Below are 22619 nucleotides of genomic sequence, written 5' to 3'. Positions count from 1 at the left end.
GATTTTATCCAGATTCATCTTTATCCGGTCATCGAGAGCGGGTATTATGCCAACCCTTTTTCGAACTCCAATGATTCGGCCCCACAACAGGGAACACCTATGTCGGCGGTACGCATCGGCCCTTATACACTGCGAAACAACCTGATCCTTGCGCCCATGGCCGGGGTTACGGACCAACCTTTCCGCACGCTTTGCCAACGCCTCGGCGCAGGCATGGTGGTCTCGGAAATGGTCAGCAGCGACATGAGCCTGTGGGACAGCCGCAAGTCGCGTCTGCGCCGCATCCATGAAGGCGATCCCGAGCCACGCTCGGTACAGATCGCCGGCGGTGATGCGCAGATGATGGCAGCGGCGGCCCTGGCCAATGTCGAGGCGGGCGCCCAGATCATCGATATCAACATGGGCTGCCCGGCAAAAAAAGTCTGCAACAAGGCCGCAGGCTCTGCTTTATTGAGAGATGAAGCCTTGGTCAGCGAGATCCTCCATGCCGTGGTCGGCGCAGTGGAGGTCCCGGTGACGCTGAAGATTCGTACCGGCTGGGACCGGGCGAACAAGAACGGCCTGAACGTGGCGAAGATCGCCGAGCAGGCTGGCATCCAGGCGCTTGCGGTGCATGGCCGCACACGCGCCGACCTGTACACCGGCGAAGCCGAGTACGACACCATCGCTGCGATCAAGCAGGCGGTGTCGATCCCGGTGTTTGCCAACGGCGATGTAACCTCGCCAGAAAAGGCCCGAATGGTGCTCGACGCCACCGGTGCCGACGGCCTGCTGATCGGCCGTGCCGCCCAAGGGCGGCCGTGGATCTTCCGCGAGATCGAGCATTACCTGCGGACCGGCCAACACCTGCCAGCTCCCGAGCTGGACGAGGTGGAACGCATTCTGCTGGAGCACCTGGCCGCGTTGCATGCCTTCTATGGCGATGTGATGGGCGTACGTATCGCCCGCAAGCACGTTGGCTGGTACCTGGCAACACGACCCGGCGGCAAGGAGTTTCGCTCCCGGTTCAACGCTTTGGAAGAGACACAAGCGCAGTGCGCCAACGTTCGCGAGTTCTTTCGTGAATGTCGACAGAGCCTTGAAACAAAGGACGAACAAGGGGTGGCCGCATGACGATGATGACCGAGACTTTAGTGAGTGGAACAACGCCCGTGAGCGACAACGCCAACCTCAAACAGCACCTCAATACGCCAAGCGAAGAGGGCCAGACCCTTCGCGACAGCGTCGAGAAGGCGCTGCATAACTACTTCGCCCACCTCGAAGGCGCTTCCGTCACGGACGTGTACAACCTGGTGCTCTCGGAGGTCGAGGCGCCGCTGCTCGAAAGTGTGATGAACTACGTCAAGGGTAACCAGACCAAGGCCAGCGAGATGCTCGGACTCAACCGAGGCACCCTGCGCAAGAAGCTCAAGCAGTACGACTTGTTGTAAAGCCAGAATCCCAATCAGAAAAGGCGGCTCCCGAAGGAGGCGCCTTTTTTGCTGACTCCACCGCGTTATGGAATCCGAAATGACCGACCAGACTACCCGCCTGCCGATCCGCCGCGCCCTGATCAGCGTCTCCGACAAGACCGGTATCCTCGAATTCGCTCGTGAGCTGCAACAGCTCGGTGTCGAGATCCTGTCCACCGGTGGCACCTACAAGCTGCTCAAGGACAACGGCGTCGACGCGGTGGAAGTGGCCGACTACACCGGCTTCGCCGAAATGATGGACGGCCGGGTCAAGACCCTGCACCCGAAAATCCACGGCGGCATCCTCGGCCGTCGCGGCACGGACGACGCCATCATGAGCGAGCACGGCATCAAGCCGATCGACCTGGTTGCGGTCAACCTGTACCCGTTCGAAGCCACCATCGCCAAGCCAGGCTGCGACCTGCCGACCGCGATCGAGAACATCGACATCGGCGGCCCGACCATGGTCCGCTCGGCGGCCAAGAACCACAAAGACGTGGCCATCGTGGTCAACGCCAGCGACTACAGCCAAGTACTCGAAAGCCTCAAGGCCGGTGGCCTGACCTACGCCCAGCGCTTCGACCTGATGCTCAAGGCGTTCGAGCACACTGCCGCCTACGACGGCATGATCGCCAACTACATGGGCACCATCGACCAGGCCAAAGACACCCTGTCGACGCAAGAGCGCAGCGCCTTCCCGCGCACCTTCAACAGCCAGTTCGTCAAAGCCCAGGAAATGCGCTATGGCGAGAACCCGCACCAGAGCGCGGCGTTCTACGTTGAAGCGAACAAGGGCGAGGCGAGCATCTCGACTGCCGTTCAGTTGCAGGGCAAAGAGCTGTCGTTCAACAACGTCGCCGACACCGATGCCGCGCTGGAATGCGTGAAGAGCTTCGTCAAGCCGGCCTGTGTGATCGTCAAGCACGCCAACCCGTGCGGCGTTGCCGTGGTCCCGGAAAACGAAGGCGGCATCCGCCAGGCCTACGAGCTGGCCTACGCCACCGACACCGAGTCGGCTTTCGGCGGCATCATCGCCTTCAACCGCGAGCTGGATGGCGAGACCGCCAAAGCCATCGTCGAGCGCCAGTTCGTCGAAGTGATCATCGCGCCGAAAATCTCCCAAGCTGCCCGTGACGTGGTCGCGGCCAAGCAGAACGTGCGTCTGCTCGAGTGCGGCGAATGGCCAGCCGAGCGTGCTGCCGGTTGGGACTTCAAGCGCGTCAACGGCGGCCTGCTGGTACAGAGCCGCGATATCGGCATGATTGGCGCTGACGACCTGAAGATCGTCACCCAGCGCGCGCCGAGCGAGCAAGAAATCCACGACCTGATCTTCGCCTGGAAAGTGGCCAAGTTCGTCAAATCCAACGCCATCGTCTACGCCAAGCAGCGCCAGACCATCGGCGTCGGCGCCGGCCAGATGAGCCGCGTCAACTCCGCCCGTATCGCTGCGATCAAGGCCGAGCATGCGGGTCTGCAGGTACAGGGCGCGGTCATGGCCTCGGACGCGTTCTTCCCGTTCCGTGATGGCATCGACAATGCGGCTAAAGTTGGTATCACCGCGGTTATCCAGCCAGGTGGTTCGATGCGTGATGCTGAAGTCATCGCCGCTGCCGACGAAGCTGGCATCGCGATGGTGTTCACCGGCATGCGCCACTTCCGCCACTGATTTACGACAATCGGCCGCACTGAAGCAGGCATCTGCTGCGTTGGGGCCGGTTCCGCTGATGCTCATTGCCAGAAGGCAACTGCGCCCAGCGCAACCGTCCCCGCCTTGCATCTACCTGCTCCATTGCGACCTCGTACAGCGTGAGGCTTTGCCTCCCGTCCGAAAGAATTCGAGGTTTTGACATGAAAGTTTTGATCATCGGCAACGGCGGCCGTGAGCACGCCCTGGCCTGGAAAGTCGCCCAGGACCCACGCGTTGAGAAAGTCTTCGTCGCTCCCGGCAACGCTGGCACCGCCACCGAAGCCAAGTGCGAGAACGTCGACATCCAGGTCACTGCCCTGGAGCAACTGGCCGACTTCGCCGAAAAGAATGTCCAACTGACCATCGTCGGCCCGGAAGCGCCGCTGGTCGCCGGTGTCGTCGACCTGTTCCGCAGCCGCAACCTGGATTGCTTCGGCCCAACCGCCGGCGCCGCCCAGCTGGAAGGCTCGAAGGCCTTCACCAAGGACTTCCTGGCGCGCCACAAGATCCCCACCGCCGACTACCAGAACTTCACCGAGATCGAGCCAGCCCTGGCTTACCTGAAGGAAAAAGGCGCACCGATCGTGATCAAGGCCGACGGCCTGGCCGCGGGCAAAGGCGTGATCGTCGCCATGACCCTGCAGGAAGCCGAAGACGCTGTACGCGACATGCTTGCCGGCAATGCCTTCGGTGAAGCCGGTTCGCGCGTCGTCATCGAAGAATTCCTCGATGGCGAAGAAGCCAGCTTCATCGTCATGGTCGACGGCCACAACGTGCTGCCAATGGCCACCAGCCAGGACCACAAGCGCGTTGGCGATGCCGACAGCGGCCCGAACACCGGCGGCATGGGTGCCTACTCCCCGGCGCCAGTGGTCACTGCCGATGTGCACCAGCGGGTCATGGACCAGGTGATCTGGCCGACCGTGCGCGGCATGGCCGAAGAAGGCAATGTCTACACCGGCTTCCTCTACGCCGGCCTGATGATCGACAAGGCGGGCAACCCCAAGGTCATCGAGTTCAACTGCCGCTTCGGCGACCCAGAAACCCAGCCAGTCATGCTGCGCCTGGAGTCGAGCCTGGTGCTGCTGATCGAAGCAGCGTTCGCCAAGGCCCTGGACAAGGTCGAAGCACAATGGGATCCGCGTCCGAGCCTGGGCGTGGTGCTGGCTGCCGGTGGCTACCCGGGCGACTACGCTAAAGGCGCGGTGATCAACGGCCTGGATGCTGCCGCCAAGCTGGAAGGCAAGGTGTTCCATGCTGGTACCGCCCTGAAGGATGGCCAGGTCGTGACCAACGGCGGCCGCGTGTTGTGCGCCACTGCCTTGGGCCAGACTGTCGAGGCTGCGCAACAGCAAGCCTATCGCCTGACCAAGGAAGTCAGCTGGGACGGTAGTTTCCATCGCAGCGACATCGGCTACCGGGCCATTGCCCGCGAGCGCGGTGAGCAACAGTAACATTGCATTACCGAATGGCCGTGAAGCCCCTGGCGCGCGGCCTTCGGCTCGTCGACAAGGCCCCGATGGGCCTTGCCTTCGCCTTGGCGCGCCGCGCATAGTTGTTATCCGGCACATTAGCTAAGAAGGGATTTCGTCGTGCGTCGGCTTCGGATTGCCACTGCCCTTATCGTCAGCCTGCTGACCCTGCTCTGCCTGCTCCCGGCTTCGGCCGATCAAGGCGGTGGTTGGACGGTGCTGCTCGACGAACAGGCCAACCTGCAATTGAGCGATGTGCGCTCGGACCGCTACCGCAACCAATTCAGTCCCTTGCAGCTCAACGAGCTACAAGCCTCCGCGGCCGATCAAGCACTCTGGCTGCACTATCGCCTGGAGCCCGGCGAGCAAGAACGCCTACTGCGGGTATTCGCCCCAGACCTGTCGCGCCTTGATCTCTACGCACTGAACGGCGAAAAGCTGCTGCGCCAACTGCACCATGGGCAACAGGCCGGCGATGCCAGCCCGACCCTGCGCGGCAGTGATCACGTGTTACCGCTACCCAATAGCAGCCAGCCGCTGGATATCTACCTGCGCCTGGTCTCGGAACATCAACTGCGTCCCGCGATCAGCCTGGAGACCGCCGCCTCGGCCGCGACCGACCAGACCCGCCCCTTGTTGTTCGGCCTGCTGTTCGGCGGGCTGGTGATGCTGATCCTGCACAACCTGATTCGCTTCTTCTACAGCCGCTCCAGTACCACCCTGATCCTGGCGCTGTATCACGGCCTGATGCTGCTCAGTGGGTTGATCCTGCTCAACCTCAGCGGGCCCTGGTGGCACCTGTGGCATAGCGCCCAGACCCCAGCCGCCTATTTGACCCTGGTGCTGGCGGGCCTGGCCGGCTTGTATTTCACCCAACACTTCTTCAGCCCCTGTGGCTCGCCGCGGCTTAACCGGCTACTGCAAGGCGAGATGCTGGTGGCTGCCGTCAGCGGCCTGGTGCTGCTGTTCGTCGACACCTTGCCGCTGAACCTGATGACCTACGCCCTGCTCGCCGTGGGCAGCGTGAGCATGCTGCTGGTCAGCAGCTATCACTGGTACAAAGGCTACGGCCCGGCGCGCCTGTTTGCCCTGGCGATGCTGGTGTTCAACCTCGGCGGCCTGGTGCTGCTGCCGGCCCTGCTGGGCCTCACACGAACCTCGACGCCCTGGTTGCTGTGCATCCTCATGGCCTTGACGGTAACCAGTGGCCTGCTGCTCAACCTGGCGGTCAGCGAGCGCCTGCGCAGGATCAGCGAGGAGCGCTTCCGTGCCAGCCGCGCACTGGCCGCCAGCGATGCCGAGATCAACGCCAAGGCCGAATTCCTGGCCAAGATCAGCCACGAGATTCGCACCCCGATGAACGGTGTGCTGGGCATGACCGAACTGCTGCTCGGCACGCCGCTGTCGGTCAAGCAACGCGACTACGTGCAGACCATCCATAGCGCCGGCAACGAGCTGCTGACGCTGATCAACGAGATCCTCGACATCTCCAAGCTGGAGTCGCGGCAGATCGAGCTGGACGATGTGCAGTTCGACCTCAACGCCCTGATCGAAGATTGCCTGAACATCTTCCGGGCCAAAGCCGAACAACAGAATATCGAGTTGATCAGCTTTACCCAGCCGCAAGTCCCCCGGGTTATCAGCGGCGACCCGACGCGGCTGCGCCAGGCCCTGTCGAGCCTGCTGGAAAACGCCCTGAAAAACACCGAGCAAGGCGAGATCCTGCTGGTAGTGGCGCTCGACCAACGCGCCGACCAGCCACGCCTGCGCATCGCTGTGCAGGATAGCGGTACAGCCATGCCCCAAGCCGAGCGCGAAGCGCTACTGCAGGCCGAATTGCACAGCCACCAGTTCCTTTCCAGCAACAAGCTCGGTGGCCACCTGGGCCTGGTGATTGCCAAGCAGCTGATCGGCCTGATGCAGGGCGAGTTCGGCATCAAGAGCAGCAGCAACATGGGCAACACCCTGTGGCTGACCCTGCCACTCGACCCCTCGCGCCTGGAGCAACCACCGGCCGACCTCGACGGCCCGCTGCGCGATGCGCGGGTGTTGGTGGTGGACGACAACGACACCTGCCGCAAGGTGCTGGTGCAGCAGTGCAGCGCTTGGGGCATGAACGTCAGTGCCGTGCCCTCGGGCAAGGAAGCGCTTGCCCTGCTGCGCACCAAGGCGCATTTGCGCGACTACTTCGATGCGGTGCTGTTGGACCAGAACATGCCCGGCATGACCGGTATGCAGTTGGCGGCGAAGATCAAGGAAGACCCAAGCCTTAACCACGACATCCTGGTGGTGATGCTCACTGGTATCAGCAATGCACCGAGCAAAGTGATTGCCCGCAACGCGGGCGTCAAACGCATCCTGGCCAAGCCGGTGGCCGGCTATACCTTGAAAACCACCCTGGCCGAAGAGTTGGCCCAGCGGGGGCGCGAACAAGCGATCCCAGCGGCGTTCGCCGCACCGACGCCAGCGGTGGAACTGCCGGTCGATTTCCATGTGCTGGTGGCCGAGGACAACAGCATTTCGACCAAGGTCATCCGCGGCATGCTCGGCAAGCTCAACCTGGAGCCGGACACCGCCAGCAATGGCGAAGAAGCCCTGCGCGCGATGAAGGCGCGGCGCTATGACCTGGTGCTGATGGACTGTGAAATGCCGGTACTCGATGGCTTCTCCGCGACCCAGCAGTTGCGTGCCTGGGAGGCCGAGAATCAGCGCCAGCGCACGCCGGTGGTGGCCCTGACCGCGCACATTCTCAACGAGCACAAGGAACGCGCGCGCCTGGCCGGGATGGATGGGCATATGGCCAAGCCGGTGGAATTGTCGCAGTTGCGCGAGCTGATCCAGTATTGGGCGGGGCAGCGTGAGGCCAAGTCCGACACACTGCATACCTCATGATGACCGTGCGGGCTCTATCGCGGGGCAAGCCCGCTCCCACGAGGACCTTGTAGTCACCCTGCGTCTGCGTGGGAGCGGGCTTGCCCCGCGATAGCGCCCGCACTGCTCAACGCGCTCAGGCCTGCACAACTGATACACTTCCTCGCACCCTCCCCCGCCATGGACCTCGGCCATGCTCCATGAGTTGTTCAGCGTCTACCTGAAAATGCTCGTGCTCTACAGCCCGTTCTTCGTGCTGTCCTGCTTCATCAGCCTGACCCGCGGCCACTCCAGCAAAGAGCGCAAGCAACTGGCCTGGCGCGTGGCCATTGCCGTGCTGATCGCCAGCGTCCTGCTGTACCTGTTCGGGCGGGTGATTTTCGGCGTGTTCGGCATCACCGCCGACGCCTTTCGCATCGGCGCGGGCAGCGTGCTGTTCATCTCGGCGCTGGGCATGGCTCAAGGCAAGCCGGCAGTGCAGGCCGACAACGTCCAGCAGGATGTGACCATCGTACCGCTTACCATCCCCCTGACCGTCGGCCCCGGCACCATCGGCGCGCTGCTGGTGATGGGCGTCGGCCAGCCGCACTGGGACGATAAGTTGCTGGCCATCGTCAGCATTACCCTGGCCAGCTTCACCGTCGGCCTGGTCCTCTACCTGTCCCACCGCATCGAGCGGATCCTCGGCGACCAGGGCTTGCAGATCGTCAGCCGGCTGATGGGGCTGTTCGTCTGCGCCCTGGCGGCGCAGATCATTTTCACCGGGATCAAAGGCTACCTGGTGTCCTGAACCCCATCAGGGTTTTTGGCCATACCAGCGCGGGGTGTACACCCACTGACCACCACCGTCACGCGCGAAGGTACAGGTCAGCGACGAGCCGATCAGCACCATGGTGCGCATGTCGACCATTTCCGGCTGCAGCTCGGCGAGGGTCACCACCCGTAGCGTCTGCCCTGGCCGGCCAATGTCGCGCCCCAGCACTACCGGCGTCTGCCCCTGGCGATGGCGACGGACGATATCCAGGGCCACGCCCAGTTGGGTCGGCCTGGACTTGGAGATCGGGTTGTAGAACGCCAAGACCAGGTCGGCCTGAGCCGCCAGGTCCAGACGCTTCTCGATGATCGACCACGGCTTGAGGTTGTCGGACAGCGACATCACGCAAAAATCGTGGCCCAACGGCGCTCCCGCTTGCGCAGCGGTGGCCAGCGATGCCGAGACGCCTGGGAGAATCTCCAGATCGACCCGATGCCAGGCCGGATCGCTGGACTCGTGCAGCGCTTCGAGCACCGCCGCAGCCATGGCGAACACGCCCGGATCACCCGACGACACCACCACCACCGAACGCCCGGAAGCGGCCAGCTCGAACGCATGCCGGGCACGCTGCATTTCTTCGCGGTTATCGGTGCAGTGCAGCACCTGATCAGCGCGGAACGGGCCAGCCATGCGCACATAGGTTTCATAACCCAGCACATCCTCGGCCCGCGCCAGCTCGGCCTTGACCGCCGGCACCATCAGCTCGGCCGCGCCTGGGCCGAGGCCAATCACCGCCAGCCGGCCCCGTGTTCGCCCGAGCTTGGCGACCTCGATGGGTGCTGGGGTCGCGGCGATTACCACGTTTGAAACTGCCAGCGTCTGCGCCTCAGGCAAGACGTGCGCGACCATGCTCTGCAGGCTGCCGGCTGGCGCCGCGAAACGCAGCGGTACGTCCAGGGCGCGCGCAGCTTGGTGCAGCGCGGGGGCAGCCATATCCTGCTCACTGGCCAGCAAGCAGGCCAAAGCTTGCTCGGCGATGTTGGCTTCGGCCAGCGCAGCGCGCACTTCAGTGGAGAGGTCCGCCTGGGTGGCGCTGACCGCCACCAGCACCGAGCGCGAGTGGATCAGCAGCTCATCGCGATGGTCCGGGCGGGCTTGGTAGCCCACATGGATAGTGCGCTGCGCGTGGGCATCAGCCGGCAGCTGCGCGTGCGCCAGCCACGGCGCATCGCCTTCGATGCGCACGCTCTGGCCGGCCAGCAGATCAGAAACGAACCGCTTGCCCTGCTCCAGATCGGCCAGGGTGTAACCCTCTGGCGGGTTGAGCAGGCAGGTGCCGAAGCGCAGCTCACCACTGGTGGTGATGGCAGGCGCCACACCCAGCGCCTCGCCGATCTCCCGCGCCATGAGGTTGACCCCGCCCAAGCCGCCGAGCAGCGGTACCACTGCACTGCCATCTTCGGCCACGGCCAGCACGGGCGGCTCGACGTCCTTTTCGCTGAGCAGGCTGGCCAGAGTGCGAATCACGATACCCGCCGCGCACAGGGCAATGATCGGCGTGTCCTGCTGATACAGCCCACGCAGCGTCTCGCCAAAGGATTCATACAGGCTGTCGACCGCCTCGACCCGACCGCGCAGGCCGTGAAGGGTGGCCTGTGGATAAAGCTGCTGGATCCGCTGCGCGGTGGCCAGGCTGCCAGCGCCGAGGATGACGATTGCGGGGGGCTTGCGCATGTTCATCCCTGCCATTTTTCCCCCGGCACGATGATCAGCGAGAAATATGGCGAAGACTGCGGGTCGACCTCTTGCAGCGGGACGATCTTCTGGTTGGCCATGGTCGCGCGTTCAACGTACAGCGCACGCTCTTGCAGACCGAGCTCGCCAAGCACCTGGCGCACCTTGGGCAAGTTACGCCCCAGTTTCATCACCACCGCCGCATCGGCATCGGCCAGGCGACGCTTGAGCTCTTCGGCAGGCAGCACGCCAGACAGCACGGTCAGCGTTTGGTTGCGATAGACCAGCGGCGCACCCAGCACCGAAGCACCACCGAGCATCGAACACACGCCTGGGATCACTTCGGCCTCATAGCGCTGGGCCAGGCGATCATGCAGGTACATGTAGGAGCCATAGAAGAACGGATCACCCTCGCAGATCACCGCCACATCCCGGCCGGCGTCCAGATGCGCGGCCACTTGCTGGCCGGCTTCATCGTAGAAATCGCTGATCACCTGCTCGTAGGACAACGGCGCCGGCAACACTTCGGTGGTTACCGGGTACACCAGCGGCAGCAGGGTCTGCTCGGCTTGCAGGTGCGCCTCGATGATGCCAAAGGCATTGCCGCGCTTGCCCTTGGCGACGAAATAGGCCACCACCGGCGCCTCGCGCAGCAAGCGCAGGGCTTTGACGGTGATCAGTTCAGGATCGCCAGGGCCTACGCCCAGGCCGAGAAGACGTCCACGCGCCTGCATCATTCGACCTCCGTGGCCAGTGCGTTGACGGCAGCCGCCGCCATGGCGCTGCCACCCAGGCGGCCCTGCATGATCACGAACGGTACGCCACGGCTGTCGGCAGCCAGCATGGCCTTGGATTCGGCGGCGCCGACGAAGCCCACCGGGAAGCCCAGGATCAGTGCCGGCTTCGGCGCGCCGGCATCGATCATTTCCAGCAGGTAGAACAGTGCGGTCGGCGCGTTGCCAATCACCACCACGCTGCCCTCCAGGTGCGGCCGCCACAGTTCCAGGGCCACGGCCGAGCGCGTGTTGCCCTGCGCTTTGGCCAGGTCTGGCACGCTCGTGTCACGCAGGGTGCAGATCACCGGATTGTTGGCCGGCAGCCGCGCGCGGGTGATGCCTTCGGCGACCATATGCGCGTCGCACAGGATTGGCGCGCCCTTGGCCAGGGCTTCACGCCCCGCCGTACCCGCACCTTCGGAGAATTGCAGGCCGTCGATGGCCTCGACCATGCCGCAGGCGTGGATCACCCGTACAGCGAGTTTTTCCAGGTCAGCGGGGATCCGCTCGAGCCTGGCTTCCTCACGGATGATCCGGAAGGAATTGCGATAGATCTCCTGACCATCGCGGATGTAGTCAATCATCAAGGTGCTCCGTGGGCAGGTCGAGCATGGCGCCTGCTTCTTTCAAGGTAAGGTCGCTCGCGCGCAGGGCGCCGAAGCCCGGCAGGCGCGCATCGCGCAGATAAAGGTCATAGCGGCCCGGCGCACGGGCCAGCAGGGTGGCCGGCGCGACATGGGCGGCGGCGCAGGAGCGGCTGCAGCCGGACAGGTGCACACTGCCCAGTGCGCCAGCAGGCAGCCCGCTGGCCAGGGTGAGGGCATCGTTCTTGGTGTCGGCCTGGGCTTTGGCACAGCCGCTGGAGCCGGTGCAGGCAGTGAGACGCGCCAAGGGCTGCGCAGCATCGCAAAGCAGGCCGAGGGCGTTGAGCTCGGCTTGGGCGGCGTCGATCTGCGCGGGGTCGATATTGGTCAGTACCGCGCTCTGCCAGGGGCTCAGGCGCAGTTGGCCGTCGCCTGCCTGGCGCGCAATACGGGCAACACCGCGCAGCATGGCGGGGGTCAAGCGGCCCAGGGGCGGGGCGATGCCCAGGGCCAGGCCCTGCCGTTGCGTCAGTCTGCCTAACCAGCTCGTGCGGGTCGCTGAGCGCTGCCAGCCAAGCACAGCGGCGTCGCGACGGATCTCAAGCCCGAGTCCCGCGATGAAGTGTTCGGCCGGACAGGTTTCGAGCAACTGGCGCATCCGCGATTGCTCAGGGCTGGCCAGGTCGAGGAAGCGCTCCAGCACCGCACGGGTCAGCGCCAGCCCAGCCTGCATGGGGACCGCACCCAGTGCCCGGCTCGGGCAACCTGCCAGGCCGAATGCCAGCCAACACTCGCCATCGAGGTAAACAGCCGAGAGCCACAGGTCATGCGGGTGTTCAAGCATCGCCAGGCCTTCGCCGCCATCGAGCTGCACGGCGAACTTGGCCGACAGCTGGTGCAAACGCGGGGTGCTTTCGAGCATCTGCAAAATCTGCGCAGCGAGCGGCTGGGTATCGACGAGCATGAGCGGATCGAGGCCGGCCAATGGGCTGAGCATCAGGTTGCGCACATCGTCGCCCGCCGCTTCACGCGGGCCGAGGCCGGCTGCGAGCAGGTGCTCGATCAGCTGGCGATGCTGCGCGCCAATGCCGCGAATCTGCAGGTTGCCGCGGTTGGTCGCCTCGATCACGCCGCCAGCAAATCGCTCTGCCGCCTCGGCGACGGCATCGGCCTGATCGGCCAGCAACACACCACCGGGCAGCTTGATCCGGCAGATACCGCCATCGCGCGCGGCGACGATACGCCACAACCCCGGGCAGGCCGAGGGGCGGGGCGAAATGGTGGGGGGCAGGGACGGGTTCAAGAGGGCATCCGGCAATCGTCAAAGTGCGCTTGAGTGTAGAAGGCGCGGTATTATGCCTGCTTTGTCCGGCGGCATGAAAAACCGGCGGTCGAAGATCGTATGGAATTCAGGGGCCGCTTCGCGCCCTTCGCGGCGGCTCGGCGCTCCGACAAGCCCGCTCCCACAGGGACTGCGCCAGCCGCAAGAGCTGCGCTAATCCTGTAGGAGCGGGCTTGTCGGAGCGCCGCACCGCCGCGAAGCGGCCCCAAAATGATGGAAGTGAAATTAATGGCCCCGTGGCTGACAGTAGTAGGTATCGGTGAAGACGGTTTCAGCGGCCTGGGCAAACCCGCCCGGCGTGCTCTGCTGGGCGCCTCGCGGATCTTCGGCAGCCCACGCCAGTTGGCCTTGCTGCCACGCTGCGTGAACGGCGAACGCGTGCAGTGGCCGAGCCCATTCTCACTGGCCCCCGTGCTGGCCCAAAGCGGCGAACCGGTGTGTGTCCTGGCCAGCGGCGACCCGATGTTCTACGGCGTCGGTGCCAGCCTGGCGCGGCAGGTGCCTGCCGAGCATATACGCGTGCTCAGCACGCCCTCCTCCTGCGCCCTGGCCGCAGCCCGCCTCGGCTGGCCATTGCAGGAGGTGCACATACTGTCGATCGTCGCCCGCCCCTTGGCCGCGATCAATGCCCAGCTCTTTAGCGGCCTGCGCCTGCTGGTGCTGAGCAACGATGGCGACAGCCCGGCGCAGATCGCCGCACTGCTACGCGAACGCGGCTTTGGCCCAAGCCGGATGCACGTCCTCGAGCACCTGGGCGGCCCTCAAGAGCGCCAGCTCAGCGGTACCGCTGAAGACTGGCCGCATGCCCACAGCGCCGCCCTCAACCTGGTGGCCATCGAGTGCCTGGCAACGCCCGACGCACCGCGTTTGTCGACAGCTTGCGGACTGCCCGACAGCGCCTTCCGTCACGATGGCCAGCTGACCAAGCGCGATGTCCGCGCCATCACCCTCGCCCGCCTGGCCCCACAGCCCGGCGAGCTGCTGTGGGATGTCGGCGCCGGCTGCGGTTCGATCGGCATCGAATGGATGCGAGCCCATCCCAGCTGCAGGGCATTGGCGATCGAGGCCGACGAAGGCCGCCAGGGGTTCATCGAACACAACCGCGACGCGCTCGGCGTGCCCGGCCTGCAACTGATCTGCGGCAAGGCTCCGAAAGCCCTGGCCGAGCTGGAACGGCCCGATGCCATTTTCATCGGTGGCGGCGTCACCCGCGAAGGCGTGTTACCGCTGTGCTGGGAGCGCCTGCGCCCCGGCGGCCGGCTGGTGGCCAACGCGGTGACCTTGCAAAGCGAAGTGGCCCTGGCGCAGTTTCGCCAGCAGCATGGCGGCGAGCTGACCCGCATCCATGTCGCCCAGACGCACCCCCTGGGCAGCTTCGATACCTGGCGCCAGGCCTTGCCGATCACCCTGCTCGACGTGGTGAAACCCTTCGATGCGTGAAGAGACCCGCGAACAACCCGCGCCTCTGCGCAGCGGCCTGACCACCGGCAGCTGCGCGACCGCCACCAGCTTGGCTGCTGCCCGGTTGCTGCTGACCGGGCAGCGCCATGACGCCGTAGCCATCACCCTGCCCAAGGGCAAGGAAGTACAGATGCGCCTGGAGTTCTGTCGACGCAATGGCGAGTGCGCCGAGGCCGGCACCCTGAAAGATGCCGGCGACGATCCCGACGTCACCCACGGCGCGCTACTCTACAGCCAGGTGCGCCTGCTCGATGCCCCAGGTATCCGCTTTGTCGCCGGCATCGGCGTCGGCACTGTCACCCGCCCAGGGCTGGTGCTGGCGGTTGGGGAGCCGGCGATCAACCCGGTGCCTCGCCGGATGATCACCGAGCACCTGCAACAGCTGGCCAGCGATTGCGCCTACAGCGGCGGTTTCGAGGTTACGGTGAATGTGCGCGATGGCGATCAACTGGCGCTGAAAACCATGAACCCACGACTAGGTATTCTCGGCGGCCTGTCGATCCTCGGCACCAGCGGGATCGTCCGGCCGTTCTCCTGCTCGGCCTACATCGCCTCGATCCACCAGGGCATCGATGTCGCCCACACCAATGGCTACACGCACATCGCTGCCTGCACCGGCAATGCCAGCGAGGACACCATGCGCCGGGTCTACAACCTGCCGGAGATCGCCCTGATCGAGATGGGCGACTTCGTCGGCGCGGTACTCAAGCACCTGCGCAAAGTGCCGGTGGCGCGCCTGAGTCTGTGCGGTGGTTTTGGCAAGATCAGCAAGCTCGCCGCCGGGCACATGGACCTGCACAGCCGCCACTCGAGTATCGACCTGCCGCAACTGGCCGGCTGGGCGCGGGAAATTGGCGCCGATCAACCCCTGCAAGAGGCGATCATTGCCGCCAATACCAGCCAGCAAGCGCTGGCCCTGGCCCATGCAGCAGGGATCAAACTGGGCGACGCAGTGTGCACCCATGCCCAGGCGTTCGCCCGCAGTGTGGTCCCCGCTCAGGTGCACGTCGAAGTCTTCGCCATCGACCGCCAAGGCGGTATCGTTGGCCAGGCAGGTGTGCAATGAGCGAGCGCATCCTGCTGCTAGGCGGCGTCACCGAGGCCTTGGCGATCGCCCGGCGCCTGGGCCCCGAGCACGTCTATAGTCTGGCCGGAGTCGGCCGGGTGCCGCAGGACCTGGCCTGCACGGTGCGGGTCGGCGGCTATGGCGGTGCCGAAGGGCTTGCCGCCTATTTGCGCGAGGCGCGCATCACGCTGCTGATCGACGCCACCCATCCCTACGCCGCCCAGATCAGCCGCAACGCAGTCCGCGCGGCGCAGACGGCGGGCATCCCGTGCTGGGCCTTGCGCCGCCCTGCGTGGCAGGCGCAGCCCGGTGATGACTGGCGTGAGGTGGCGGACTGGGCTGAGCTGATGCAAGCGCTCGAACCCTTCGCGCGCCCGCTGTTCACCCTGGGCCGCGAGCCCTTGCAGCATCTGGACGAAATCCCCGCGCAGCAGTTCTGGACCTTGCGCGCCCTCGAGGCCTGCCCTGGCAATGATCGCTGCGAAGTCATCGCCGCCCGCGGTCCTTTCCAGATTGCCGATGAACGCGCACTGTTCGCACGACGGCGCATCGATGTGCTGGTCAGCAAGAACAGCGGCAGCGTGGCCACAGAGCCAAAGCTTGAGGTGGCACGCGAGCTAGGCATGCCTGTGCTGGTGCTCAAGCGGCCGGCGTTACCGGCTGTGGATCGCGAGTTCAGCCAGATCGAGTCGTTGCTGACGGCGCTAGCTACCGACTAGGAGCGCGCCCTGGGGTCGAAGACTGGGTGACATCGATCTAGCTTTTCCCAGGTTTCGCCCTACGCAATATTCAGAGTTTTCAGCCCCCTCATACCGTACAAGCAGATGGCCTTGTGCCTGCAATCTGCCGTAAACTCCGCCCTCCTCTCCTGGAAGGCCCACCCATATGGAAATGCAATGGTGGATCTGGCTCGTCTTCGGCGTGTCCCTGATCCTACTCGAACTGGTCCTGCCCACGTTCTTCATCCTCTGGTTCGGCATCGGTGCCGTACTGGTGTCGCTGATTGCCCTGCTCGCGCCAGACCTGCAGCTGGATATGCAGGTGCTGCTGTGGGTGCTGTTTTCCTCTGTCACCACCGTTCTGTGGTTCAAGCTATTCCGGCGCAAGAAGGCCGATGTGCGCTGGACCGCCGACAGCGTGCTTGGTGAAGTCGGCTTGCTCACCGCCAGTGTCTCTGAGTTCCAGAAAGGCCGAGTGCGTTTCCAGAAGCCGATCCTCGGCAATGAAGAATGGACCTGCATCGCTGACAGCGACATCGCCGCTGGCGAGCGCGTGCGCCTGACCGCCATCGAAGGCAACACCGCCCGGGTCAGCCGGGCCTGAATCCGTACTAAAAGGAAGTTCGTAGCATGAGCAGTCTTATCGTCGTCGGCACCCTCGCGGTGTTCGTTCTCATCACCGTGTTCAAAGGGGTGCGCATCGTGCCTCAGGGCGAGGAGTGGATCGTCGAGCGCCTGGGGCGTTACCACAGCACCCTCAAGCCCGGCCTGAATATCGTCATTCCGTACATGGACGTGGTCGCCTACCGCCTGCCGACCAAAGACATCATCCTCGATGTGCAGCAGCAGGAAATCATCACCAAGGACAACGCGGTGATCGTCGCCAACGCCCTGTGCTTCGCCAAGGTGGTCGACCCGCAAAAAGCCTCCTACGGCGTGCAGAATTTCTCCTTCGCCGTGACCAGTCTGACCATGACTTCGCTGCGGGCCATCGTCGGCGCGATGGATTTGGACGAAGCATTGTCCAGCCGCGAGCAGATCAAGGCACGCCTGCGCGAGGCGATGTCCGAACAAACCGAAGACTGGGGCGTGACCGTACGCTCGGTAGAGATCCAGGACATCAAGCCGTCCGAGAACATGCAGATGGCCATGGAGCGCCAGGCGGCTGCCGAGCGTGAGCGTAAAGCCGATGTAACCCGTGCCGAAGGCGCCAAGCAGGCGGCGATTCTGGAAGCCGAAGCCCGCCTGCAATCGGCCAAGCTGGATGCCGAGGCGCAGATCAACCTGGCAGAAGCGTCGGCGCGGGCGATTTCGCTGGTACGCGACGCAGTGGGGACGGAAACTACCCCGGCCATGTACCTGCTCGGTGAACGCTACATTGGCGCGATGGAGAACCTGGCCGGCAGCGACAACGCCAAGGTTGTGGTGTTGCCTGCGGATCTGCAAGAGACCGTGCGCGGGTTGCTTGGGCGCAAGGCCTAAGGCCCCCCGACAACTCGGCTCCTACAGGCATAGCATCGAGCGCAAGATCAACGCGATACCTGTGGGAGCGGGTTTACCCGCGAAGGGCCGCGCTGCGGCCCCCAAGCAAACGACACCCGCTGGAAGGTATCGGGCCTGCCGATACGGCAACACTCATCTCATACCTGCGGCACTTCACCGCACCCCAGCATTTTTACCTATACTCCGCCGTACAATACCCACCACGATTCCTGACCGGATCTCTCCATGCCCCCACGTCGGCACATCGCCTGGATAGCCTGCCTTGCAGTGCTGTTCAATCTGCTGGCCATGCCGCTGTCATCGGCCGTGCCCAAGAGCGCGGCCGAGCAGCTGCTGTGGGGGGCTTTCTGTTCCAGCATGGGCGCCAAAGCCAAGCTCGATGTAAAGGCCCTGGCCAAGATCGATCTCGGCGATCAAGGCGACGCGCACGCCAACATGCAGCACTGCTGGTGCTGCTCGGGCGCAGCGCCGCTACTGGCCCTACCCGGCCAGCCGCCACAGTTGCACAGCCCGGCGCACCTGAGCATTGGCCAACTACCCAACCTCGCCCGCTATCAACCTACGCCTCGCCAGCTCTGGCCGGCGTTAAACCCGCGTGCCTCTCCGCTGGCCTGAGTTCTCGACGCTATCGCCCTGAACCTGCACAGATCGGAGATCTCATTCCATGCTCAAGCAAGCCCTCGTCCTGGCCGCCCTGCTGTTGCCCGGCACCTTCGCCAACGCCCATGAATACACCCAGGGCGACCTGCACATTGCCCACCCGTGGTCGCTGGAACTGCCGCCCAACGCGCCCAACGTGGCGGCCTATTTCGTCGTGCACAACAACGGCAAGCAGGAGGATCGCCTGCTCAGCGTGGCCAGCCCGATCAGCGATGACGCGCAACTGCACGAGCACGCCAAGACCGCCGAAGGCCTGATGAAAATGCAGCAGGTGTCCAGCGTGGCGATCCCCGCAGGCCAGGACTTGGTATTCGCCCCCAGCGCCTACCACGTGATGCTCATGCAGCCTAAAGACCGCAGCCTGCTAAGCGACGGCAAGCGCTTCCCGCTGACCTTGCACTTCGAAAAGGCCGGTGACATCACCGTGCAGGTCGCGGTGCAGAAACAACCACCGACCGACCAGCCAGAGCACCAGCACGCGCACTGATCGCTGACAGGCACTCGCCATGAGCGTGCTGCGCGAACGACCCACCCGCCGTACCACCCGCCCTGATCGCAGGCGCGCCGGTGGCGGCTGGCTGAGCCTGTTCGCCATGTGGATGATCTTCATCGGCCCACTGGTTTCCCAGTCGATGCCGATGGATCACCACGCCGGTATGACCATGCCGATGGACATGAGCATGTCCGCCGGCCACAGCCATGCCGACGCCGGGCACCCTGGCCATGGCAGCAATGGCGAGCTACACGCACTGTGGGAAAAGTGCGGCTATTGCAGCCTGCTGTTCAACTGCCCAGCCCTGCCGCAGACCTTCAGCCCGCTCAACGCCAGTAGTACCCCACCCGCCCCACCCCTGCATGCGTTTACCCGCCAGGGCCACGCCGGCCAGGCCGTCTTCCCTGGTGCGCGCAGCCGCGCCCCGCCCTTCTTGTCGATCGACGTCTGAACACCTATTGACCGCACGGAGCCAGGAGGCTTCGCGCCCACTCATGACTGATCGACTGGAATCATTATGTCCGGCTGCACCCCTGTATTTGCCCTGTCCCTGCGCGGGACCATCGCCGTGCTCTGCGGCTCGCTGCTGGCCCCCTTGGCGCTAGCGGCCGAGCCCGGCCACGAGGGCCATGAGCACGATTCTGCCGAGCTCAGCCCGACGGTAATCACCGCTGTCGCGCCCAGCTCGCCGCTGACCATCGTCACCAACCCCAAGGACCCACGCCAGCCAGTACCGGCCAGCGACGGCGCCGATTACCTGAAGACCATCCCGGGCTTCTCGGCGATTCGCTCCGGTGGCACCAATGGCGATCCGGTGTTGCGCGGCATGTTCGGCTCGCGCCTGAACATCCTCACCAATGGCGGCGTGATGCTCGGCGCCTGCCCCAACCGGATGGACGCCCCGACCTCCTACATTTCGCCGGAAACCTACGACCGCCTGACCGTGATCAAAGGCCCGCAAAGCGTGATCTGGGGGCCGGGCGGTTCGGCGGGGACCATCCTCTTCGAACGCGAGCCGGAACGCTTCGGCACGCTCGGCAGCCGGGTCAACGCCAGCCTGCTGGCCGGCTCCAACGGCCGCTTCGACAAAGTCCTCGACGCAGCTGCCGGCAACAGCCAGGCCTATGCGCGCTTTGTCGGCAACCAGTCGCGCTCCGACGACTATCAAGACGGCAACGGCGACAGCGTGCCCTCGCGCTGGGACAAGTGGAACGGTGACGTCACCCTCGGCTGGACTCCGGACGCCGACACCCTGCTTGAACTCACCGCCGGCAAGGGCGATGGCGAAGCGCGCTACGCCGGACGTGGCATGGACGGCTCGCAGTTCAAGCGCGAAAGCCTTGGCTTGCGTTTCGAGAAATCCAACCTCGGCGAGGTGCTCGACAAGATCGAGGCGCAGGTCTACTACAACTACGCCGACCACGTGATGGACAACTACAGCCTGCGCACACCGTCAGGCAGCGGCATGATGGGCATGCCGATGGTCAGCAACGTCGACCGTCGCACCCTGGGCGCGCGGATCAAGGCCACTTGGCGCTGGGCCGATGTGCAGTTGATCAGCGGTATCGATGCGCAGACCAACGAGCACCGCAAGCGCGGCGGCATGGGCGTCGATGCGCACAAGGGCCAGTCATGGACCAAGGATGCCGACTTCCATAACTATGGGCTGTTCAGCGAACTGACCTGGTACGCCACAGGTGCTGACCGCCTGATTACCGGTGCACGCCTGGACCGCGCCTCTGCCCGCGATTTCCGCCAGACCAGCGCCACCGGCGGCGCTACCCGCGCCGATACCCTGCCCAGCGGTTTCGTGCGTTATGAGCATGATCTGGCGGCGCTCTCTGCAACCACTTACATCGGCCTCGGCCATGCCCAGCGCTTCCCCGATTACTGGGAGCTGTTCTCGCCTAAGCAAGGCCCGGCCGGCGCAGCCAATGCCTTTGACGGCATCAAGCCAGAGAAGACCACCCAACTCGATTTCGGTATCCAGTACCGCGACGAGCGCATGGAGGCCTGGGCCTCGGGCTATGTCGGGCAGATCCGCGACTACATCCTGTTCGACTACCGCACCGGCATGATGGGCATGAGCACCTCCCAGGCGCAGAACATCGACGCTCGGATCATGGGCGGCGAACTTGGCGCAGCCTACAAGCTGTCGGAAAACTGGAAAGCCGACGCGACCCTGTCCTACGCTTGGGGCAAGAACAGCAGTGATGGCAAAGCGCTGCCACAGATGCCGCCCCTGGAAAGCCGCCTGGGCCTGACCTACAGCCAGGACAAGTGGAGCACCGGGGCGTTGTGGCGACTGGTGGCGGCGCAAAATCGCATCGCCGAAAACCAAGGCAACGTGGTCGGCAAGGACTACGAAAAAAGCGCAGGCTTTGGGGTGTTCTCGCTCAATGGTGCCTACAAGGTGAACAACAACCTCAAGCTCAGCGCGGGCGTCGACAACCTGTTCGACAAAGCCTACGCCGAGCACTTGAACCTGGCCGGGAACGCCGGGTTCGGCTATCCGGCCAGCGATCCACAGCCGGTTAGCGAACCAGGCCGGACCTTCTGGACCAAGGTCGATATCAGCTTCTGACAACAACTATGGGCGCGGCTACGGACGCGCCCTTTCACCTTGCCGATGGGAGGTTCCATGAGCGGACCACGCATTTCCTTCTATAACTTGGCCTGGCGCTGGCATTTCTACGCCGGGCTGTTCGTCGCGCCATTCATGATCCTGCTGGCGATCACCGGGATCATCTACCTGTTCAAGCCACAGCTCGACCCGCTGATGTACCGCGAGCTGATGGTGGTCGAGGCCGGTCATCACCGCCAGGACGCCGACACCCTGCTCAGCCAGGTGCACCAGGCCTACCCGCAGGGGCATGTGGCCCAATACCTGCCCCCGCTCAACGCCGAGCGTAGCGCGCAGTTCGTGGTGCATGACGGCGGCCGCGAACTGAACGTGTTCGTCGACCCATACAGCGCCAAGGTGCTCGGTGAGCAAGACGCCAAGCAGAACCTGCAAGCCGTGGCCCGCGCCCTGCACGGCGAGCTGATGGTCGGCACCGTGGGCGATCGCCTGGTGGAGCTGGCGGCTGGCTGGGGCATCGTCCTGGTCGTGTCGGGGCTGTACCTGTGGTGGTCGCGCGGGCGCAACAGTGCCGGTGTGCTGTGGCCACGCCTGTCTGCCCGCGGCCGGGTGCTGTGGCGCGACCTGCATGCGGTCAGTGGCTTCTGGGGCTCGGCGCTGCTGCTGTTGATGCTGCTCAGCGGCATGACCTGGACCGGCCTGTGGGGCAAGCAGTATGCCGATTTGTGGAATCGCTTCCCGGCGGCCATGTGGAATGACGTGCCCACGTCTGACCAACAAGCCCGCGTGCTCAACCAGGCGCATCGCCAGACCGTGCCTTGGGCGATGGAGAACACGCCCATGCCGCAGTCCGGCGCGCATGCCGAACATGCTGGCCATCACATGATGTCGAGCGCCCCGGCCGCGCCGCAGGTCAGCCTGCAGCACGTTGAGGACATCGCCACCCATCGCCAGGTCGAGCCTGGCTACAGCATTACCCTGCCGACCACTGCCGATGGTGTGTTCACCCTGGCGGTGTTCGCTGATGATCCGCGTAACGACGCCACCCTGCATGTCGACCAGTACACCGGCAAGGTGCTGGCGGATGTGCGCTGGCAGGACTACAGCCCAGTCGCCCGGGCTACCGAGCTTGGGGTGATGTTGCATGAGGGCAAGATGTTCGGGGCGCTGAACCAGATCATCATTTTGCTGGTATGCCTGATGATTTTGCTGGGCTCGGTCAGTGGCCTGGTGATGTGGTGGAAACGCCGGCCAACGGGGCGGCTGGGGGTGCCGCCGTTGCGTCATGACCTGCCGCGCTGGAAGACGGCAACGGTAGTGATGCTGGTGCTGGGTGTGGCGTTCCCGCTGGTGGGGGTGTCGATGCTGGTGATGTGGGTGGTCGATAGCCTGGTGGTGCGGCGCAGGGTGATGGCTCGGGCCTGATTCCGAACTGATGGCCTCATCGCGGGGCACGCCCGCTCCC

The 22619-nt window shown here is 64.6% G+C and carries 20 protein-coding genes; 16 read left to right on the top strand and 4 right to left on the bottom strand.

Going from position 1 to position 22619, the window contains the following annotated elements:
• Nucleotides 1-99 precede the first annotated feature (99 nt).
• The 6 genes from dusB (at nt 100) to OIU19_RS14370 (ending at nt 8271) form a co-directional block, all read left to right on the top strand.
• Complete coding sequence (dusB, locus tag OIU19_RS14395) at nt 100-1113, top strand: tRNA dihydrouridine synthase DusB (RefSeq protein WP_264235557.1); 1014 nt, start codon at nt 100-102, stop codon at nt 1111-1113.
• Nucleotides 1110-1430 (top strand): DNA-binding transcriptional regulator Fis, encoded by a 321-nt coding sequence (gene fis, locus OIU19_RS14390; RefSeq protein ID WP_101316071.1) that lies wholly within the window; start codon nt 1110-1112, stop codon nt 1428-1430. The genes dusB and fis overlap by 4 nt, the downstream gene beginning before the upstream one ends.
• Nucleotides 1431-1509: 79 nt before the next feature.
• Nucleotides 1510-3117, top strand: a complete 1608-nt coding sequence (gene purH / locus OIU19_RS14385; protein WP_264235556.1) for a bifunctional phosphoribosylaminoimidazolecarboxamide formyltransferase/IMP cyclohydrolase — start codon at nt 1510-1512, stop codon at nt 3115-3117.
• A gap of 182 nt (nt 3118-3299) precedes the next feature.
• Entirely contained in the window at nt 3300-4592 is a 1293-nt protein-coding gene (purD, locus tag OIU19_RS14380; protein WP_264235554.1) for a phosphoribosylamine--glycine ligase, read from the top strand.
• Nucleotides 4593-4730: 138 nt separating this feature from the next.
• On the top strand, nt 4731-7502 hold the full coding sequence (locus tag OIU19_RS14375; protein ID WP_264235553.1) for a hybrid sensor histidine kinase/response regulator: 2772 nt from the start codon (nt 4731-4733) through the stop codon (nt 7500-7502).
• Between the two features lie 172 nt (nt 7503-7674).
• Nucleotides 7675-8271, top strand: a complete 597-nt coding sequence (locus tag OIU19_RS14370; RefSeq protein WP_264235552.1) for a MarC family protein — start codon at nt 7675-7677, stop codon at nt 8269-8271.
• A gap of 6 nt (nt 8272-8277) precedes the next feature.
• On the opposite strand, the gene cobJ is transcribed toward OIU19_RS14370, so the two are convergent.
• From cobJ to cobG, 4 genes are read right to left on the bottom strand one after another with little or no spacing between them, the layout of a single operon-like run.
• Nucleotides 8278-9984, bottom strand: coding sequence for a precorrin-3B C(17)-methyltransferase (cobJ, locus tag OIU19_RS14365; protein ID WP_264235551.1), 1707 nt, complete (start codon nt 9982-9984; stop codon nt 8278-8280).
• The gene (locus tag OIU19_RS14360) at nt 9972-10706 is read right to left on the bottom strand and encodes a precorrin-2 C(20)-methyltransferase (RefSeq protein ID WP_372353316.1); all 735 of its coding nucleotides are present in this window, start codon (nt 10704-10706) and stop codon (nt 9972-9974) included. The genes cobJ and OIU19_RS14360 overlap by 13 nt, the downstream gene beginning before the upstream one ends.
• Entirely contained in the window at nt 10703-11329 is a 627-nt protein-coding gene (locus OIU19_RS14355) for a precorrin-8X methylmutase (RefSeq protein ID WP_264235550.1), read from the bottom strand. The genes OIU19_RS14360 and OIU19_RS14355 overlap by 4 nt, the downstream gene beginning before the upstream one ends.
• Nucleotides 11322-12647, bottom strand: coding sequence for a precorrin-3B synthase (gene cobG / locus OIU19_RS14350; protein ID WP_372353315.1), 1326 nt, complete (start codon nt 12645-12647; stop codon nt 11322-11324). The genes OIU19_RS14355 and cobG overlap by 8 nt, the downstream gene beginning before the upstream one ends.
• A gap of 252 nt (nt 12648-12899) precedes the next feature.
• Between cobG and cbiE the strand changes: the two genes are divergently transcribed.
• The 10 genes from cbiE to OIU19_RS14300 all read left to right on the top strand — a co-directional run bounded on the left by cbiE (nt 12900) and on the right by OIU19_RS14300 (nt 22579).
• Nucleotides 12900-14111 (top strand): precorrin-6y C5,15-methyltransferase (decarboxylating) subunit CbiE, encoded by a 1212-nt coding sequence (cbiE, locus tag OIU19_RS14345; protein ID WP_264235547.1) that lies wholly within the window; start codon nt 12900-12902, stop codon nt 14109-14111.
• Nucleotides 14104-15198: a cobalt-precorrin-5B (C(1))-methyltransferase gene (locus OIU19_RS14340; RefSeq protein ID WP_264235546.1), complete on the top strand. Its 1095-nt coding sequence runs from the start codon at nt 14104-14106 to the stop codon at nt 15196-15198. The genes cbiE and OIU19_RS14340 overlap by 8 nt, the downstream gene beginning before the upstream one ends.
• Complete coding sequence (locus tag OIU19_RS14335; protein ID WP_264235544.1) at nt 15195-15917, top strand: cobalt-precorrin-6A reductase; 723 nt, start codon at nt 15195-15197, stop codon at nt 15915-15917. Before OIU19_RS14340 ends, OIU19_RS14335 begins: the two co-directional genes overlap by 4 nt.
• Before the next feature lie 166 nt (nt 15918-16083).
• Nucleotides 16084-16521: an NfeD family protein gene (locus OIU19_RS14330; RefSeq protein WP_264235543.1), complete on the top strand. Its 438-nt coding sequence runs from the start codon at nt 16084-16086 to the stop codon at nt 16519-16521.
• 26 nt (nt 16522-16547) lie between these two features.
• A complete protein-coding gene (locus tag OIU19_RS14325) occupies nt 16548-17399 on the top strand; it encodes an SPFH domain-containing protein (protein ID WP_264235541.1) in 852 nt (283 codons plus the stop codon).
• Nucleotides 17400-17645: 246 nt separating this feature from the next.
• Nucleotides 17646-18035 (top strand): DUF2946 domain-containing protein, encoded by a 390-nt coding sequence (locus tag OIU19_RS14320; RefSeq protein WP_264235540.1) that lies wholly within the window; start codon nt 17646-17648, stop codon nt 18033-18035.
• Between the two features lie 49 nt (nt 18036-18084).
• On the top strand, nt 18085-18567 hold the full coding sequence (locus tag OIU19_RS14315) for a copper chaperone PCu(A)C (protein WP_264235539.1): 483 nt from the start codon (nt 18085-18087) through the stop codon (nt 18565-18567).
• A 19-nt stretch (nt 18568-18586) separates the two neighbouring features.
• Nucleotides 18587-19024 (top strand): DUF2946 domain-containing protein, encoded by a 438-nt coding sequence (locus OIU19_RS14310; protein ID WP_264235538.1) that lies wholly within the window; start codon nt 18587-18589, stop codon nt 19022-19024.
• A gap of 66 nt (nt 19025-19090) precedes the next feature.
• Nucleotides 19091-21157: a TonB-dependent copper receptor gene (locus tag OIU19_RS14305; protein ID WP_264235537.1), complete on the top strand. Its 2067-nt coding sequence runs from the start codon at nt 19091-19093 to the stop codon at nt 21155-21157.
• 57 nt (nt 21158-21214) lie between these two features.
• Nucleotides 21215-22579 (top strand): PepSY domain-containing protein, encoded by a 1365-nt coding sequence (locus tag OIU19_RS14300; protein ID WP_264235536.1) that lies wholly within the window; start codon nt 21215-21217, stop codon nt 22577-22579.
• Nucleotides 22580-22619 lie beyond the last annotated feature (40 nt).

This window comes from Pseudomonas sp. BT-42-2 (genome assembly GCF_025847435.2).
Lineage (GTDB): Bacteria > Pseudomonadota > Gammaproteobacteria > Pseudomonadales > Pseudomonadaceae > Aquipseudomonas > Aquipseudomonas urmiensis.
Note: the sequence above shows the minus strand (reverse complement) of the source record. Positions and strands in the feature narration are given on the sequence as shown.

Bases quoted from the DNA above. Each gene is read 5' to 3' on its own strand.
- dusB (WP_264235557.1), top strand. From the start codon at position 100: ATGTCGGCGGTACGCATCGGCCCTTATACACTGCGAAACAACCTGATC.
- fis (WP_101316071.1), top strand. From the start codon at position 1,110: ATGACGATGATGACCGAGACTTTAGTGAGTGGAACAACGCCCGTGAGC.
- purH (WP_264235556.1), top strand. From the start codon at position 1,510: ATGACCGACCAGACTACCCGCCTGCCGATCCGCCGCGCCCTGATCAGC.
- purD (WP_264235554.1), top strand. From the start codon at position 3,300: ATGAAAGTTTTGATCATCGGCAACGGCGGCCGTGAGCACGCCCTGGCC.
- OIU19_RS14370 (WP_264235552.1), top strand. From the start codon at position 7,675: ATGCTCCATGAGTTGTTCAGCGTCTACCTGAAAATGCTCGTGCTCTAC.
- cobJ (WP_264235551.1), bottom strand. From the start codon at position 9,984: ATGGCAGGGATGAACATGCGCAAGCCCCCCGCAATCGTCATCCTCGGC.
- OIU19_RS14360 (WP_372353316.1), bottom strand. From the start codon at position 10,706: ATGATGCAGGCGCGTGGACGTCTTCTCGGCCTGGGCGTAGGCCCTGGC.
- OIU19_RS14355 (WP_264235550.1), bottom strand. From the start codon at position 11,329: ATGATTGACTACATCCGCGATGGTCAGGAGATCTATCGCAATTCCTTC.
- cbiE (WP_264235547.1), top strand. From the start codon at position 12,900: ATGGCCCCGTGGCTGACAGTAGTAGGTATCGGTGAAGACGGTTTCAGC.
- OIU19_RS14340 (WP_264235546.1), top strand. From the start codon at position 14,104: ATGCGTGAAGAGACCCGCGAACAACCCGCGCCTCTGCGCAGCGGCCTG.
- OIU19_RS14335 (WP_264235544.1), top strand. From the start codon at position 15,195: ATGAGCGAGCGCATCCTGCTGCTAGGCGGCGTCACCGAGGCCTTGGCG.
- OIU19_RS14330 (WP_264235543.1), top strand. From the start codon at position 16,084: ATGGAAATGCAATGGTGGATCTGGCTCGTCTTCGGCGTGTCCCTGATC.
- OIU19_RS14325 (WP_264235541.1), top strand. From the start codon at position 16,548: ATGAGCAGTCTTATCGTCGTCGGCACCCTCGCGGTGTTCGTTCTCATC.
- OIU19_RS14320 (WP_264235540.1), top strand. From the start codon at position 17,646: ATGCCCCCACGTCGGCACATCGCCTGGATAGCCTGCCTTGCAGTGCTG.
- OIU19_RS14315 (WP_264235539.1), top strand. From the start codon at position 18,085: ATGCTCAAGCAAGCCCTCGTCCTGGCCGCCCTGCTGTTGCCCGGCACC.
- OIU19_RS14310 (WP_264235538.1), top strand. From the start codon at position 18,587: ATGAGCGTGCTGCGCGAACGACCCACCCGCCGTACCACCCGCCCTGAT.
- OIU19_RS14305 (WP_264235537.1), top strand. From the start codon at position 19,091: ATGTCCGGCTGCACCCCTGTATTTGCCCTGTCCCTGCGCGGGACCATC.
- OIU19_RS14300 (WP_264235536.1), top strand. From the start codon at position 21,215: ATGAGCGGACCACGCATTTCCTTCTATAACTTGGCCTGGCGCTGGCAT.